Source organism: Kitasatospora sp. NPDC056138, assembly GCF_042264695.1.
Lineage (GTDB): Bacteria > Actinomycetota > Actinomycetes > Streptomycetales > Streptomycetaceae > Kitasatospora.
The window spans coordinates 14,448-30,180 of sequence record NZ_JBHJVK010000037.1; the positions used below are offsets into that span (position 1 = coordinate 14,448).

General features: G+C 74.5%; 10 protein-coding genes and 1 riboswitch. Of the genes, 3 read left to right on the top strand and 7 right to left on the bottom strand.

Features of this window, described 5'->3' with window-relative positions:
• Positions 1-66: 66 nt before the first annotated feature.
• Genes ACFC1R_RS22170 through ACFC1R_RS22180 form a run of 3 tightly spaced genes read right to left on the bottom strand, consistent with a single transcriptional unit; the run spans position 67 to position 3,490 of the window.
• On the bottom strand, positions 67-1,635 hold the full coding sequence (locus tag ACFC1R_RS22170) for a precorrin-2 C(20)-methyltransferase (RefSeq protein WP_375941124.1): 1,569 nt from the start codon (positions 1,633-1,635) through the stop codon (positions 67-69).
• Positions 1,632-2,258, bottom strand: coding sequence for a precorrin-8X methylmutase (locus tag ACFC1R_RS22175; protein ID WP_375941126.1), 627 nt, complete (start codon positions 2,256-2,258; stop codon positions 1,632-1,634). Before ACFC1R_RS22175 ends, ACFC1R_RS22170 begins: the two co-directional genes overlap by 4 nt.
• On the bottom strand, positions 2,255-3,490 hold the full coding sequence (locus ACFC1R_RS22180) for a cobalamin biosynthesis protein CobG (RefSeq protein WP_375941128.1): 1,236 nt from the start codon (positions 3,488-3,490) through the stop codon (positions 2,255-2,257). Before ACFC1R_RS22180 ends, ACFC1R_RS22175 begins: the two co-directional genes overlap by 4 nt.
• An 86-nt stretch (positions 3,491-3,576) precedes the next feature.
• Positions 3,577-3,729, top strand: a riboswitch (cobalamin riboswitch).
• Positions 3,730-3,996: 267 nt separating this feature from the next.
• Here ACFC1R_RS22180 and cobN point away from each other — a divergent pair.
• A complete protein-coding gene (cobN, locus tag ACFC1R_RS22185) occupies positions 3,997-7,608 on the top strand; it encodes a cobaltochelatase subunit CobN (RefSeq protein ID WP_375941130.1) in 3,612 nt (1,203 codons plus the stop codon).
• Between the two features lie 208 nt (positions 7,609-7,816).
• Complete coding sequence (gene lnt, locus ACFC1R_RS22190; protein WP_375941132.1) at positions 7,817-9,361, top strand: apolipoprotein N-acyltransferase; 1,545 nt, start codon at positions 7,817-7,819, stop codon at positions 9,359-9,361.
• Between the two features lie 26 nt (positions 9,362-9,387).
• On the opposite strand, the gene ACFC1R_RS22195 is transcribed toward lnt, so the two are convergent.
• Both ACFC1R_RS22195 and ACFC1R_RS22200 read right to left on the bottom strand, forming a co-directional pair.
• Positions 9,388-10,152, bottom strand: a complete 765-nt coding sequence (locus ACFC1R_RS22195; protein ID WP_375941134.1) for a VOC family protein — start codon at positions 10,150-10,152, stop codon at positions 9,388-9,390.
• A gap of 13 nt (positions 10,153-10,165) precedes the next feature.
• Positions 10,166-11,074: an NADP-dependent oxidoreductase gene (locus ACFC1R_RS22200; RefSeq protein WP_375941136.1), complete on the bottom strand. Its 909-nt coding sequence runs from the start codon at positions 11,072-11,074 to the stop codon at positions 10,166-10,168.
• 233 nt (positions 11,075-11,307) lie between these two features.
• On the opposite strand from ACFC1R_RS22200, the gene ribA reads away from it, so the two are divergent.
• Positions 11,308-11,970 carry a GTP cyclohydrolase II gene (gene ribA, locus ACFC1R_RS22205; protein WP_375941138.1) on the top strand — a complete coding sequence of 221 codons (663 nt, stop codon included), beginning with the start codon at positions 11,308-11,310 and terminating at the stop codon, positions 11,968-11,970.
• A gap of 409 nt (positions 11,971-12,379) precedes the next feature.
• Here the strand turns inward: ribA and ACFC1R_RS22210 are convergent, their stop codons facing one another.
• Complete coding sequence (locus ACFC1R_RS22210; protein WP_375941140.1) at positions 12,380-14,677, bottom strand: EAL domain-containing protein; 2,298 nt, start codon at positions 14,675-14,677, stop codon at positions 12,380-12,382.
• Positions 14,674-15,480, bottom strand: coding sequence for an SAM-dependent methyltransferase (locus ACFC1R_RS22215; RefSeq protein WP_375941142.1), 807 nt, complete (start codon positions 15,478-15,480; stop codon positions 14,674-14,676). The genes ACFC1R_RS22210 and ACFC1R_RS22215 overlap by 4 nt, the downstream gene beginning before the upstream one ends.
• Between the last annotated feature and the right edge of the window lie 253 nt (positions 15,481-15,733).

Genomic DNA, 15,733 nt, shown 5'->3' on the forward strand with positions numbered 1-15,733 from the left:
GCCACTGCCGCGAAGCGGTCTTCCGGCGGAGCGTCAGGGGCTGACCGACGCTCCGCCGGAGCCGGCTCAGGCCGAGGGGTAGCGGCGCGGGGTCCAGACCACCTCGGTGCCGTCGTCCCGGCGGACCGCCCGGGTCTGCGAGGAGCCGATCAGCAGGATGGTCCGCATGTCGACCTGGGCGGGGTCGAGTTCGGCCAGCGGCACGGTCCGCACGCGCTCGGTCGGGCCGCCCACGTCACGGGCCATCACCACGGGAGTGTCGGGCGCGCGGTGTTCGAGCAACAGGTCGCGGGCCAGGCCGACCTGGGTGGTGCGGCTCTGCGAACCGGGGTTGTAGAGCGCGAGCACCAGATCCGCCTCGGCCGCGGCACGCAGCCGCTTGGCCACCGCCTCCCAGGGCTTGAGCCGGTCGGAGAGCGAGACCACCGCGTAGTCGTGGCCGAGCGGGGCACCGGCCCGGGAGGCGGCGGCGTGCGCGGCCGTCATGCCGGGCACGATCCGCACCGGCACCGAGCGGTACGGCTCCTCGCAGGCGGCCTCCAGCACGGCGGTGGCCATCGCGAAGACGCCCGGGTCGCCGGAGGAGACCACGGCCACCCGGTGTCCGCGCCGGGCCAGGTCGAGCGCGAACTCGGCGCGCTCGGCCTCGACCTTGTTGTCGGAACCGTGCCGCTGCTGGCCGGGGCGGACGGGCACCCGGTCGATGTAGGTGGTGTAGCCCACCAGGTCGGTGGCGGCGGCGAGTTCACCGCGCGCCTCCGGGGTCAGCCAGAGCGGTCCGGCCGGCCCGAGACCGACCACCACCACCTCGCCGACAGCGACCGGATCGACGACGGTCGGCACCGCGGCCGACTCGACATCAGCCGGCTCGACGGCGCCCGGCTCGACGGGGGCGAGCCCGACCCGGCTCGGCAGGACCGCGACCGAGAAGTACGGCACGCTCTCGGGGTCCACCTCGGCCAGCGGCGCGGTGCGCTCGCCCGCCATGGTGGCCCGCTCGACGTACCGGGCCTCCGCCAGCCGGCCCGACCGCTCCAGCGCCCGCCGCACGGTCGGGAAGGTCCGGCCGAGCTTCATCACGACCGCCGAGTCGGTGGCGGCCAGACGCGCGGTCAGCTCCTCCTCGGGGAGGGTGCCGGGCAGGATGGTCAGCACCTCCTCGGCCTCGACCAGCGGGGTGCCGAGCCGAGCGGCGGCGGCGCTCACCGAGGTCACACCGGGCACCACCTCGGTGGGGTACCGGTGCGCCAGGCGCTTGTGCATGTGCTGGTACGAGCCGTAGAAGAGCGGATCGCCCTCGGCCAGCACCACGACGGTGCGGCCCGCGTCCAGGTGGGCGGCCAGCCGGGCGGCGGCCTCCTCGTAGAACTCGTCCAGCGCGCCCCGGTAGCCGCCGGGGTGGTCGGTGGTCTCGACCGTGACCGGGTAGACCAGCTGCTCCTCGATCTGGTCACCACGCAGGTAGCGCTCGGCTATCGAGCGGGCGATCGAGCGGCCGTGCCGGGCGCTGTGGTAGGCCACCACGTCCGCCCGGCCGATCAGCGCGGCGGCGCGGACGGTCACCAGCTCCGGGTCGCCGGGGCCGAGCCCGACACCGTAGAGACGTCCGGTGCCGATCTCCTGATGGTCCGTCACTCTTCCTCGCTCGCAATCGCGTTGATGGCGGCAGCGGCGATCGCACTGCCACCGCGCCGACCGCGCACCACCAGGTGCTCCAGCCCGGACGGGTGCACGGCCAGTGCCTCCTTGGACTCGGCGGCGCCGATGAAGCCGACCGGCACGCCGATCACGGCGGCCGGGCGCGGGGCACCGGCCTCGATCAGCTCCAGCAGGCGGAACAGCGAGGTCGGCGCGTTGCCCACGGCGACCACCGCGCCTTCGAGCCGGGGCAGCCACAGCTCCATCGCGGCGGCACTGCGGGTGTTGCCCATCTTCTTCGCCAGCTCGGGCACCGAGGGGTCGGAGAGGGTGCAGACCACCTCGTTGTCGGCGGGCAGCCGCTTGCGCGTGACACCGCTGGCGACCATCGACACGTCGCACAGGATCGGCGCACCGGCGTGCAGCGCGGCGCGCGCGCTCGCGACCACGCCGGGCGACCAGAGCAGGTCCTCGACCAGGTCGGTCATGCCGCACGCGTGGATCATCCGCACGGCGACCTGCGCCACGTCGGCGGGCAGGTGGGCCAGTTCGGCCTCGGCCCGGATGGTGGCAAAGGACTGGCGGTAGATGGCCGCGCCGTCCTTCTCGTACTCGATCACTTCGTCCTCCGGGCCTCGGCCACTGCCTCGGCCATCTGCTCTGTCGTCACGTTCGCTGACAAGGGGCGTGCTGCTGCCGGGGGTTCCACCGACGTACCGATCCGGGTCACCCGGTAGCCCTGCCCAGTGGCGAGCACGTCCACCCACTCCCCCGCCGGATGTCCGCAGCGCCGCTCGCAGCCCGACCAGTGCACGGGCAGGCCGCCCGGGGCCGCCGCGTCCAACGCCCGTGCGGCGTCCGCCCGCACGTCGGCCTGCGACTTGGCGCAGCCGGGCAGGCCGGTGCAGGCGCTGGCCCGCTCCCAGGCCGAGCCGGGGTCGGTGCGGAACCCGGCGCGCGCCAGGACGGGCAGCCGCTCCGCGGGCGCGCCGGGCAGCACCACGCCGCGCCAGGGCGTCAGCCGGAGCCCGTCGGCCGCGGCCGCGGCCAGGGTCCGCCACTGGGCGGCGCCGACCCGGCCGAAGCGCAGGCCGACCGAGAGGCCGCCGGGCAGCACGCCCGGCGCCGGGGTCGCGCCCGGCAGCGCGGGCAGGGCTTCCGGGCCCGGGTCGAGCAGCTGCGGCACCTCACGCAGGTGCCAGGCCGCGGTGCCGGTGGCCCGCAGCGCGCGCAGGAACTCCTCGGCGGCGGCGAGGGCGTGTTCGACCGCCTGACCGGGGGGCACCCGGCGGGCGGTGGCGGCGCGTCCGAGGCGCAGCAGGGCGCCGCCGTCCGCGGTTGCGATCAATGTCACATCGGCGTCCAGGGCGGCGGTGTCACCGCGCCCGTCGTCCAGGGCGAACAGGAACTTGCCGGAGAGCTGCGCCGCCGGCCCGCTCGCGCAGAGCCGCCGGTCGAGCTCGCGCACCCAGGACTGCACGTCCGCGTGGCCCAGCCCGTCGAGCCCGGCGGCCGGGGAGGCGACGATGTTGCGGACCCGCTCGTGGGTGTCCGAGGGCAGCAGCCCGGCGGCGCGCAGCCGGCTCCCGAGTTCGCGGCCGCAGTCCGAAGGCAGGCCGCGCAGTTGGACGTTGCCGCGCGAGGTGGTCTCCAGCTCGCCGTCGCCCAGCTCCTCGGCGGCGTCGGCGAGCGCGAGTGCCTGACGGACCGTCAGCAGGCCGCCGGGGACGCGGATCCTGGCGAGCGCGCCGTCGTCGGCGGTATGCAGACGAAGGGCCCCCGGGCAGGCGTCCGAACGACCGCGGTCGGGCGCACCGGGGCCCGCTGCGGCGGCGTCGGGTGTGGGTGGCATGGCGGCGAGCATACAGATTGCCGGTCCGGATGCAGCGTCCCGCCGATCACACTTCCGGTCGGCACTCCCCCAGCTCAGCCCCACCCCGTACGATGCTCCCGGACGGTCCTGGTGGGCCGTCCACGCCAGCGACGGCGCCAAGGGGAGGAAACCGGTGCAAACCCGGTGCGGTCCCGCCACTGTGACCACGGTTCACGCCGTGGGAGCCAGGAACTCCTGCCGTCCTCCATGCTTCCCCGGCCTCCGGCCGGGGGGACCCCCCGGGGCGCGGACCCCGAGGAAGGCCTGAGACCTATGCGCTGCCGCGTGCCCGTACGGGCTGCCGCGACCCGCCCGCCCTCGGACCCGGCCCCGGCCGGGCCGCGGAGACGCTCCGGGCGCCCTGAGCCGACGCTGACGTTTTCCGCTCCCTCGCTCCCCCTTTCGCCGCTCGCCTGCCGCCCATCGTCCTCGGCGGCGGCGCGCCCTTCGGCTCGGAGCACCGACCTGGCCGGGAGGGCCTTCGCATGATCCTGCTGCTTTCCACCTCGGACACCGATCTGCTGAGCGCCCGTGCCTCCCGGGGCCCGGTCGGCTACCGCCTCGGCAACCCCGCCCGGCTGACCGCCGGGGACCTGCCGGCCCTGCTGGAGGGCACCGACCTGGTGGTCGTCCGGCTGCTCGGCGGCCGCCGGGCCTGGGAGGAGGGCCTGGACGCGCTGCTCGCGGGCCCGCGCCCGGTGGTCGTGCTGACGGGTGAGCAGGCGCCGGACGCCCAGCTGATGGAGCTGTCCACGGTGCCCGCCGGGATCGCCGCCGAGGCGCACGCCTACCTGGCGCACGGCGGCGCGGCCAACCTGGCCGAGCTCGGCGCCTTCCTCTCCGACACCGTGCTGCTCACCGGGCACGGCTTCGCGCCGCCCGCCTCCGCCCCGGCCTGGGGCCCGCTGGAGCGCACCCCCCGGAACGCGGACGGCCCGGTCATCGCGGTGCTCTACTACCGCGCCCACCACATGAGCGGCAACACCGCCTTCGTCGAGGACCTGTGCCGGGCGATCGAGGACCAGGGCGCCCGCCCGAAGCCGCTGTACTGCTCCTCGCTGCGCGGCGCCGAGCCCGAGCTGCTGGCCGAGCTGGGCCAGGCGGACGCGATCGTCACCACCGTGCTCGCGGCCGGCGGCACCCGCCCGGCCGACGCGCAGGCGGGCGGCGACGAGGAGGCCTGGGACGCGGGGGCACTCGCCGGGCTCGACCGCCCGATCCTCCAGGCGCTGTGCCTGACCTGGTCCCGCGCGGCCTGGGAGGCGAGCGACGACGGCCTCTCCCCGCTGGACACCGCCACCCAGGTGGCCGTCCCCGAGTTCGACGGCCGGCTGATCACCGTCCCGTTCTCCTTCAAGGAGCTGGACGAGGACGGGCTGACCGTCTACGCCGCCGACCCCGAGCGGGCCGCCCGGGTCGCGGGCATCGCGGTGCGGCACGCCCGGCTGCGCCACATCCCGGCCGCCGAGCGGCGGTTGGCGCTGGTGCTGTCCGCGTACCCGACCAAGCACGCCCGGGTCGGCAACGCCGTCGGCCTGGACACCCCCGCCAGCGCGGTCCGGCTGCTGCACCGCCTGCGTGCGGAGGGCATGGACCTCGGCACGGACCTGCCCGGCCTGGACGCGGCCGACGACGACTCGCACGAGGGCGACGCGCTGATCCACGCCCTGATCGCGGCCGGCGGCTACGACCAGGACTGGCTGACCGAGGAGCAGCTGGCCCGCAACCCGGTCCGCATCCCCGCCGCCGACTACCGCCGCTGGTACGCCGAGCTGCCCGCCGGGCTGCGCGAGCAGGTCGAGCAGCACTGGGGCCCGGCGCCCGGCGAGCTGTACGTGGACCGCTCGCAGAACCCGGACGGCGACATCGTGCTGGCCGCCATCCGCTCCGGCAACCTGCTGGTCCTGATCCAGCCGCCGCGCGGCTTCGGCGAGAACCCGGTGGCCATCTACCACGACCCCGACCTGCCCCCGAGCCACCACTACCTGGCCGCCTACCGCTGGATCGCGGCCTCCCGGCAGGACGGCGGCTTCGGCGCCGACGCGGTGATCCACCTCGGCAAGCACGGCAACCTGGAGTGGCTGCCGGGCAAGACGGCCGCCCTGTCGGCCGGCTGCGGCCCGGACGCCGTCCTCGGCGACCTCCCCCTGGTCTACCCCTTCCTGGTCAACGACCCGGGCGAGGGCACCCAGGCCAAGCGGCGCGCGCACGCGACCCTGGTCGACCACCTGGTCCCGCCGATGGCCCGCGCCGACTCCTACGGCGACATCGCGCGCCTGGAGCAACTGCTCGACGAGCACTCCAACATCGCCGCGATGGACCCGGCCAAGCTGCCCGCGATCCGCGCCCAGATCTGGACCCTGATCCAGGCCGCCCGGCTCGACCACGACCTCGGCCTCGACGAGCGCCCCGAGGACGACGGCTTCGACGACTTCCTGCTGCACGTCGACGGCTGGCTGTGCGAGGTGAAGGACGCCCAGATCCGGGACGGCCTGCACGTCCTCGGCCAGGCCCCGACGGGCGAGGACCGGATCAACATCGTGCTCGCCATCCTGCGGGCCCGGCAGATCTGGGGCGGCGTGAGCGCGCTGCCCGGTCTGCGCGAGGCGCTCGGCCTGGACGAGGCCGCGCTGACCCTCGGTGCCACCGACGCGGCGGAGGCCCGGGCGCGCGCCCTGGTCGAGGCGATGGAGGCCGAGGACTGGGCGCCGGAGGCGGTCGAGAAGGTCGCCGCCGGCCACCCCGAGGCGGTCCGCGACGTACTGGACTTCGCCGCCCGCCAGGTCGTCCCCCGCCTCGCGCGGACCACCGACGAGCTGGACGCCGTCCTGCACGCGCTGAACGGCGGGTTCGTCCCGGCGGGGCCGTCCGGTTCGCCGCTGCGCGGGCTGGTCAACGTGCTGCCGACCGGCCGCAACTTCTACTCCGTCGACCCCAAGGCCGTCCCCAGCAAGCTGGCCTGGGAGACCGGCCAGGCGCTGGCCGCCTCCCTGGTGGAGCGCTACCGGGCGGACAACGACGGGGCGTTCCCGCCCTCGGTCGGCCTCTCGCTCTGGGGCACCAGCGCGATGCGCACGGCGGGCGACGACATCGCCGAGGCCTTCGCCCTGCTGGGCGTCCGCCCGGTCTGGGACGACGCCTCGCGCCGGGTCACCGGCCTGGAGGCCATCGGCCTGGAGGAGTTGGGCCGCCCGCGCATCGACGTGACGCTGCGCATCTCCGGCTTCTTCCGGGACGCCTTCCCGCACGTGGTCAACCTGCTGGACGACGCGGTGCGCCTGGCCGCCCGGCAGGAGGAGGCGGACGAGCAGAACTTCGTCCGCGCCCACGTCCAGGCGGACCTCGCCGTGCACGGCGACGAGCGCAGGGCCACCGTCCGGGTCTTCGGCTCCCGCCCCGGCACGTACGGCGCGGGCCTGCTCCAGCTCATCGACAGCCGCGACTGGCGCACCGACGCCGACCTGGCGGAGGTCTACACCGTCTGGGGCGGCTACGCCTACGGCCGCGACCTGGGCGGCCGCCCGGCGCGTGAGGAGATGGAGACCGCGTACAAGCGGATCACCGTCGCCGCGAAGAACACCGACACCCGCGAGCACGACATCGCGGACTCCGACGACTACTTCCAGTACCACGGCGGCATGGTGGCCACCGTCCGCGCCCTCACCGGCAAGGCCCCGACCGCCTACATCGGCGACTCGACCCGGCCCGAGACGGTCCGCACCCGCACCCTGACCGAGGAGGCCGCACGGGTCTTCCGCGCCCGCGTGGTCAACCCGCGCTGGCTGGAGGCGATGCGCCGGCACGGGTACAAGGGCGCCTTCGAGATGGCCGCGACGGTGGACTACCTGTTCGGCTACGACGCCACCACGGGCGTGGTGGCCGACTGGATGTACGAGAAGCTCACCCAGGAGTACGTCCTCGACCCGACCAACCGCGAGTTCCTCGGTGCGGCCAACCCGTGGGCGCTGCACGGCATCAGCGAGCGTCTGCTGGAGGCGGCGGAGCGCGGCCTGTGGGCCGAGCCCGACCCGGAGCTGATCGACGCGCTGCGCACCGCCTTCCTGGAGACCGAGGGTGACCTGGAGGGCAACGGGTAGCCGCTGCCGGGCAGGCCCCGCGGCGCGGGAACTGTGCTTCCGGCCCGCCACGTTCGTGGCCGGCCGCTCGCACGGCCCCCGCGCCCGGGCGGCCCCGGACCTCCTGCCGCGCCCGGTGGAACGGCCAGGTCGCCCCCGTGGGCCTCGGTCGTGACACACCGACGTCGGTGACCTGGGCAGTCGTGCCGTTCGGGCGGACAATCGGGGCATGACGCCCCGCTCCGCCCGCCTCGCGGCGCTCCTCGCCGGCGCACTGCCCGTCCTCACCTTCCCCGTGCCCGGCCTGTCCGCGCTGGCCTGGGTCGTGCTGGTGCCCGGCCTGCTGCTGATGCAGCGGTCACCGAGCGGACGGGAGGCGGCAGTTCGGGGCTGGTGGTTCGGCGCCGGCTTCATCCTGGCCGCGATGTACTGGCTGGTCCCCTCGATCGGCCCGGCACTGCTCCTGCTGGCCGTGCTCTTCGGGTCGCTGCAGGCCGCACTCGGGCTCGCGGTCCGGCGGCTGCTCCACCCGCCGCTCACCCCCTGGCGGGCCCTCGGTGCGCTGGTGGTCGTCCCCTCCGTCTGGCTGAGCGGCGAGTACGCGCGCTCCTGGCACGCGCTCGGCGGGCCGTGGGCGCTGCTCGGCGCCAGCCAGTGGCAGCACCCGGCCGTCCTGGCGCTGGCCTCGGTCGGCGGTGCGTGGCTGGTGAGCGCCGCCGTGGCGGCGGCCAACACCGGGGTCGTCATCTTCCTGACCCACCGTCAGATGTCGGTCCGGGTACTGGCCGCCGGGGTGGCCGTCCTCGCGGTGGCCTCGGGACCGCTGCTGTTCGCCCTGCGCACCCAGCCCTCCCCGGCCGGGCAGGCGACGGTGGCCCTGGTCCAGCCGGGCGGCACCGCGGACCCCGACGCACGGTTCGACGCCGGTGTCCGGATCACCACCCGCCTGATCGGGCAGCCGCTGGACCTGGTGGTCTGGGCCGAGAGCAGCACCACCGACGACCTGGACCGCGACACCGCCACCGTGGAGCGGCTGCGCAGCCTCTCCACCGCAACCGGCGCCCAGCTCCTGGTCGGTGAGGACGCCCGCAAGGCCGACGGCCGGATCTCCAAGGACGCCGTCCTGGTCACGCCCGAGGGGATCGCCGCCCGCTACCGCAAGATCCGCCTGGTGCCGTTCGGCGAGTACATCCCGCTGCGGCCGGTGCTCGGCTGGATCGCCGGGGTCAGCAGGGCGGCGGGCGAGAACCGGATCCCGGGCACCGGCTTCCACCTCGTCCAGGCCGGCGCCCACGACGGCCGCCCGCTGCCGCTGGGAGTGCTGATCTGCTTCGAGTCCGCCTTCCCCGACATGTCCCGCACGGCGGCGGACGACGGCGCCCGGATGCTGGTCTACCAGTCGTCGACCTCGACCTTCCAGCACACCTGGGCACCCGCCCAGCACGCCTCGCTCGGCGCGCTGCGCGCCGCGGAGACCGGCCGTCCGGTGGTCCAGGCCGCCCTCACCGGCGAGTCGGTGGCCTACGACCGGCAGGGCCGCCGCCTGGCCCACCTGGGCACTTCGGCCGACGGCGCACTCACCGTCCGCGTCCCGCTCGCCGACCCGGCGGCCCGCACCTGGTACGACCGGCTCGGCGACTGGGCGCCGGTGTCGGCCGTCACCGTCACCCTGGGCGCCGCCGCCCTCGCCCTGCTCCGCCCCCGCCGCACGCCCGAGGACCCGGCGACGGCCGCACCCGCCACCGAGTCCTCCTGCACCACCACCGACGCCTGAGCCCGTGCCCGACCGGGCCCCGAGCCTCAGCCCTCGGCGCCCGCGGTGTGGATGCCGAACCTGGCTCCCTGCGCGTCGTGGAACACCGCCAACCGCGGGCCGCCCGGCACATCCGTCGGCGGAAGCATGACGGTCGCGCCGAGCCCCGCAGCCCGCTCCGCGGTCAGGTCGACGTCGGCGACCGCGAAGTAGGGCATCCAGTACGGCGGCACGTCCGGCGGGAACTGCTCGGCCATGTCGAGCATGCCGCCGAAGTCGTCGCCCGCCAGGCCCCACTGGGTGTACATCTCGCTCACCGTGACGCTCCAGCCGAAGACCCGGCTGTAGAACTCCTTGGCACCGGCGGTGTCCCGGGTGGCGAGTTCCACCCAGCCCAGCGAGCCCGGTTCGTTGAGCAGGCCGGCGCCCTTGAACGCGTTGGCCTGCCAGATGGTGAAGACCGCGTCGGACGGGTCCGCGAGCACCGCGAAGCGGCCGTCGTCACGGAGGTCGGTCGGTTCCTTCAGCACCTTGCCACCGGCCGTGGCGACCGCCGCCGCGGTGGCGTCGGCGTCCTCCGAGGCGAAGCAGACCAGCCAGGCGGTCCGCTGCTTGGGCGAGGAGATCGGGCTGATCGCGGCGACCGGGGCGTCGCCGACGAAGAACCGGGTGTAGCCGTCCACCTCCTCGCGCGGGTCGCTCTCCGCCCGCCAGCCGAAGAGTTCGCGGTAGAGGGTCCTGGCGGCCTCGGGGTCGGAGGTGCCCAGTTCGACCCAGCAGGGCGCGTTGACGGTGGGGGTGGTGATCTTCACGGTGGGCCTCCGATCAGCCGATGTCGAGGACGAGCTTGCCGCGGACGTGGCCCGACTCCACCTCGGAGAGGGCTCGGGCTGCGTGTTCCAGCGGGTAGGTGGCGGCGATGTGCTGGTCGAGCGCGTCGAAGGCGACCAGCTTGGCCAGCGCTTCGAGCGTGTCGGCGCCACGGCTGCGCCGGACGAACGCGCCGCCGAGTTCGGCGGCGGTGGTCGGGTCGACGGCGGAGACCAGCTTGGCCGGGTCGTTGAGCAGCGGCGCGACGGCCCGCGCGTCGTCGCCGCCGACCAGGTCGACGATCCCGTCCACACCGTCCGGAGCGAGGGCCCGGATCCGCTCGGCCACGCCGTCGCCGTACCTGACCTGGACGGCGCCGAGCGACTCCACGTAGGCCCGGTTGCGGTCCCCCGCCGTGCCGAGCACGGTCAGTCCGTGCCCCTTGGCGAGCTGGGCCGCGACGCTGCCGACACCGCCGGCGACGCCGAGGATCAGCACCGTCTGCCCCGCCTTGAGATCCAGCTGCCGCAGCGCGTCGTACGCGGTCGCGGCGGCCACCGGCAGCGCCGCCGCCTGCGTGAAGCTGATGTCGGGCCGCTTGTGCGCGGTGGTCGCGGCGTCCAGCAGGGTGTGCTCGGCGTAACCGCCGGCCGCGGTGTTGCCGAACACCTCGTCGCCGACCGCGAAGCCCTCGACGCCCGCGCCCAGGGCCTGCACCACCCCGGACGCCTCGGAGCCGAGCACGGCGGGCAGCGGCTGCCCGGTGCCCAGACGGCCCTGCCGGATCTTCCAGTCCACGGGGTTCACCCCGGCGGCCCGGACCGCGATCAGCAGCTGACCCGGGCCTGGCGAGGGGATGGGACGGTCGAGGAACTCCTGGTTCTCCGGCCCGCCGTAGGCCACGAATCCGAATGCCTTGGACATGCTCTTCCTTACGCTCGGCAGCACCCCTCCACCAGCTTGCGTGCGGGGTCGCACGGGCGGACGGGGATGCTGAGCCGAACGGGGCCCGAGGAGCCGGCGCGGATCCGGAGAGAACCATAGTTGTTCAAATTCGAACCACAGTGTACGGTCGAGCCGACCAGCCGTTTCGAGTTCGAAACACTTGCGACCCACCACGTGGCGCCCAGCCACCTGGCGACCACCGGAGGCCCGGCATGCCCCACCCCGAGCACCAGCAGCACGGCTCCCGGCCGGGTCCGGCCACCGTCCGCTCCCGGGTCCGCATCCCGCTCACCTTCGGCGACGGCTACCGCGTCGAGGCCGAGGTCCACACCTTCCACGGCCTGGCCGACGGCGCCGAGCACCTTGCCCTCCGGCTCGGCGAACCCACCGACACGCCCCTGGTCCGGCTGCACTCCGAGTGCCTCACCGGCGACGTCCTCGGCTCGGACCGCTGCGACTGCGGCCCCCAGCTGCGCGAGGCCGTCGAGCGGATCGCGGAGAGCGGCGGCTACCTCCTCTACCTCCGCCAGGAGGGCCGGGGCATCGGCCTCTACAACAAGCTGGACGCCTACGCCCTGCAGGACTCCGGGCTCGACACCTACCAGGCCAACACCGCCCTGGGCCTGCCCGAGGACGGCCGCGACTACACCGCGGCGGCCCAGATGCTCACCACCCTCGGCGCCGCCGGCATCCGCCTGCTCAGCAACAACCCCGACAAGGCGGCCCAGCTCACCGCCCTCGGCATAGCGGTCACCGAACGCGTCGCCACCGGCGTCCACCTCTCCGAGAGCAACGTCCGCTACCTGCGCACCAAGGCGGCCGGCACCGAACTGACCCGGGGCCACGGCATCCCGCTGCTGCCGGTCGGCGCCTGAGCCGCTCCCGCAGGGACCATTCGGGACCCGGCACCGGGAGCCGCCCGTGCGGGGCGGCCACTTCGGGACCCGCGGACGCCGGTGCGCTGCCGACCCGACACGGGAAGCGCACCAGGCGTCGCGGTGGTTCAGGGGTGTCCCACGACGGGCACGTCGACACCCCGAGGGCGTACCCGGGCCGGGCGGTGCGCGGCAGGGGTGCACCGTCCGGGCGGTGGGTCTGCGTGGTCGTCCGGCGAGCCTCCACGCTCCGGGCAGTGCACTCGGGAGCGGCGCCGAGCTCCATCATTGGCAGATCATTCACACCGCGTCAAGGGATTCTGTCCCGATTCTCACCGATACGGCAGGGTTTGCACCGGCGTACGCACGACGCGAGGCACCGGCGTACGCGCGGTGCGGACCGGACCGTTCAGGGACGCGGCGGGAGGTTGCTCTCCGCGATGCGGCGGGCGATGTCGGCCGGGCGGGCGGGGCGGCCGAAGTGCCAGCCCTGCGCCCAGTCGCAGCCCATCAGCCGCAGCCGATCGGCATCGGCCCCGTTCTCGACGCCCTCGGCGGTGACGGTCAGGCCCAGGCTGTGGGCGAGCGAGACCAGTCCGCTGATGATCCGCCAGCCGAGGTGGGTGTCCTTGCCGGGGTCGTGCAGGTCGCCGACGAAGGAGCCGGCGATCTTCAGGCCGGAGACCGGGAGGTCGCGCAGGTAGGCGAGGTTGGACCAGCCGGTGCCGAAGTCGTCGACGGCCAGCGAGACTCCCATGTCCACCACCGCGTGCAGCGACTTCAGCGCCTCGTCCTCGGGGCCGACCACGGTGGACTCCGTGATCTCCAACTGGAGCTTGTGCGGGCTGAGTCCGGTGGAGCGCAGGATCCGCTCCAGGTCGCCGACCAGTCCGGGGCTGCGGGCCTGCCGGACCGCCAGGTTGACGTTCAGTTGCGGGGCGGCGTCGCCGAACTCCCTCACCCAGGCGGCAGCCTGGGTGCACGCCTGCTCCAGCACCCAGCGGCCGAGCGGCATGATCAGGCCGGTCTCCTCGGCGATCCCGATGAACTCCTCGGGACCGAGCACGCCCAACTCCGGGTGCCGCCAGCGCACCAGCGCCTCGACCGCGGCCAGCGAACCGTCCGCGAGCGAGCAGAGCGGCTGGTAGTCGATGAAGAACTCGCCCCGGTCCAGCGCCACGGGCATCCGGACCGAGACCGTGTAGCGGCTCACCGCGCGGGCGTTCTCGGTCGGGTCGAAGAGCGTCCAGCGGCCGCGCCCGGCCTCCTTGGCCCGGTAGAGCGTGAGGTCCGCGGCCCGGACGGCCGCGCCCGGCGTGGTGGTGGCGACCTGCCGTTCCAGGACGCCCACGCTGGCGCCGACCGCGAGCCGGTGGTCCCCGATCAGCACCGGCTTGGCGAGCGCCGCCAGCACCGTCTTGGCCGCCGCGACCGCCTCCTGCTCACCCCGGCAGTTCTCCAGCAGGACGACGAACTCGTCGCCGCCGAGCCGCGCCACCAGGTGGCCGAGTGGGGTCAGCGCGGCCTCCAGCCGGCCGGCCACCGCCGCCAGCAACTGGTCGCCGGTGTCGTGGCCGAGGCTGTCGTTGACCACCTTGAACCCGTCCAGGTCCACGTAGCAGAGTCCGAACCGGGCGCCCGGTTCGGGCTCCTCGAAGAGCTTCTCCAGGCGCTCGAAGAAGGCCACCCGGTTCGGCAGCCCGGTCAGCGGGTCGTGGGTGGCCTGGTGGCGCAGCCGTTCCTGGAGGCGGTAGCGGTCGGTGATGTCCTCCAGCATGGCCACCTGGTAGACCGGCTTGCCGTCGTCGTCACGGATCAGCGAGACGGTCAGATGGGTCCAAACCACCTCGCCGTCGTGCCGGTAGTACGGCTTGTCGAACTGGAAGTAGTCCCGCTTGCCGGAGATCAGCTCCTCGTACGCCTCCCAGACGCCGGGGGTGTCCTCGGGGTGCACCAGATCGCCGACCCGGCGCCCCTGGAGGTCCTCGGGGCGGGCGCCGAACAGCTCCTGGAGGGCGCGGTTGACCGCCAGGATGTTGCCGTCCACGTCGCCGAGGCCGATGCCGATGGCCGCGCTCTCGAACAGCGCCCGGAACCGCGCCTCGGAGGCGCGCAGGGCCTTCTCCATCTCCTGGCGCGCGGTGTCGGCGGCCAGCCGGATGGCCTCCTGCTCGCGCAGGGTCCGTTCGCGCAGCGCCGCCGCCCAGCCCGCCGCGAAGGCTCCGCAGAGCGCCGGGGCCCGGCCGTCCAGCGGCTGGGTCTGGAGCAGCTCGACCGCGCTGGCCAGCACCGCCGGGTCGGTGAACTGCGCGTCCACCAGCAGGGCGCCCGCCTCGGCGGCGAGGTCCGGCCGGAACGGCTGCTCCAGCTGCGCGCGGTGCAGCAGCCCCGCCGTCCGGGAGACCAGTCTGCGCAGGATGCCGGGGTGGATCGCCGCACCGTGGCCGGCCCGGAGCAGCCGGGCCCACTCCTCGTGGAAGCGGGTCGCGCTCTCGTAGGAGTCCGGCTGGGCGTCCGGGCGACCCTGGTGCGGGTGGCCCGGATGAGCCGGGTGAGTCGGGTGGGCCGGGTGAGCTGGGTGAACCGGGTGGGTCGGGAGGGCCGGGTGGCGCAGGTCCGTGCTGTCGTGCCCGCCGGTGCGGTCGCGTCCGCCCGTCCGGCCGTGCCGCTCGGGCGGGACGGTCCCTTCCGGCGGAGCCGTGCTCACCGCAGGAACCCGACCCCGGCCATACCGGACATCCACTCCGGGTGCGGGCCGATCCCCTCGGGGTTGTCCGGATGCCACTCCGGCAGGTAGACCACGCCCGGTTCGACCAGGTCGAAGCCGTCGAACAGCTCCACGATCCGGTCACGGCCGCGCATGGTGAGCGGGGTCGGGGTGCGCCGGTAGAGGTCCTGGTGCGGTCCGGCCTGGTCCGGGCGGCCCTCCGTGGAGGCGTGGCTGAGCACCAGCGCGCTGCCCGGCGGCAGGGCGTCGCGCAGTGCGGACACCAGCCTGGCGGGCTCGTCGTCGTCCGTGACGAAGTGCAGCACCGCGACCAGCAGCACCGCGACGGGTTCGCCCGCGGCCAGCAGTTCGGCGACCTCGGGGCGGGAGAGCAGGTCCTCGACCGAGCGCAGGTCGGCCTCGACCACCTCGCTCAGCGGGTCGTCCGCCAGCAGCAGGCGGCTGTGCGCCACCGCGACCGGGTCGCGGTCCACGTACACCACCCGGGCCTCGGGCCGGATGCCCCGGGCCACCTCGTGGACGGCGCCGAAGGTCGGGATGCCCGAGCCGATGTCCAGGAACCGGCTGATGCCCGCCTCGGCCACGTGCTGGACCGCCCGGCGCAGGAAGGCCCGGTTGGAGCGCATGATGGCGGGCAGGTCGGGCCAGAGTTCGATGGCCCGGCGGGCCATTTCGCGATCCGCCTCGAAGTTGTGGGAGCCGCCGAGGTAGTAGTCGTAGACCCGGGCGGCGTTCGGCTTGTCGAGATCAGTTCCGGCGGGGACCCAGTTCGGTCGTCCCATGGCGGCAACCCTTCCGGAGCTGGAGCGGACAGTAAGGCGTCAAGATCTTCCTATCATCATTGACCGCCTGCAAGCCGGGTGGCCCAAATGGTGCGATTGGTGGAGCTGCCGGGACAGCTGGGACAGGTCCGGGCACGGCCCAGCCGACCGGGACGAACCCCCACCGCCGAACGCCGCCCGCTTCCGGGGCAAGCGCCTCAGGAGCAGGCACCTCCAGGGGCGCTGCCCTTCCCCCTGGGGCAGGTGGTGCCCG

Bases quoted from the DNA above. Each gene is read 5' to 3' on its own strand.
- lnt (WP_375941132.1), top strand. From the start codon at position 7,817: ATGACGCCCCGCTCCGCCCGCCTCGCGGCGCTCCTCGCCGGCGCACTG.
- ACFC1R_RS22215 (WP_375941142.1), bottom strand. From the start codon at position 15,480: ATGGGACGACCGAACTGGGTCCCCGCCGGAACTGATCTCGACAAGCCG.
- ACFC1R_RS22180 (WP_375941128.1), bottom strand. From the start codon at position 3,490: ATGCCACCCACACCCGACGCCGCCGCAGCGGGCCCCGGTGCGCCCGAC.
- ACFC1R_RS22200 (WP_375941136.1), bottom strand. From the start codon at position 11,074: ATGTCCAAGGCATTCGGATTCGTGGCCTACGGCGGGCCGGAGAACCAG.
- ribA (WP_375941138.1), top strand. From the start codon at position 11,308: ATGCCCCACCCCGAGCACCAGCAGCACGGCTCCCGGCCGGGTCCGGCC.
- cobN (WP_375941130.1), top strand. From the start codon at position 3,997: ATGATCCTGCTGCTTTCCACCTCGGACACCGATCTGCTGAGCGCCCGT.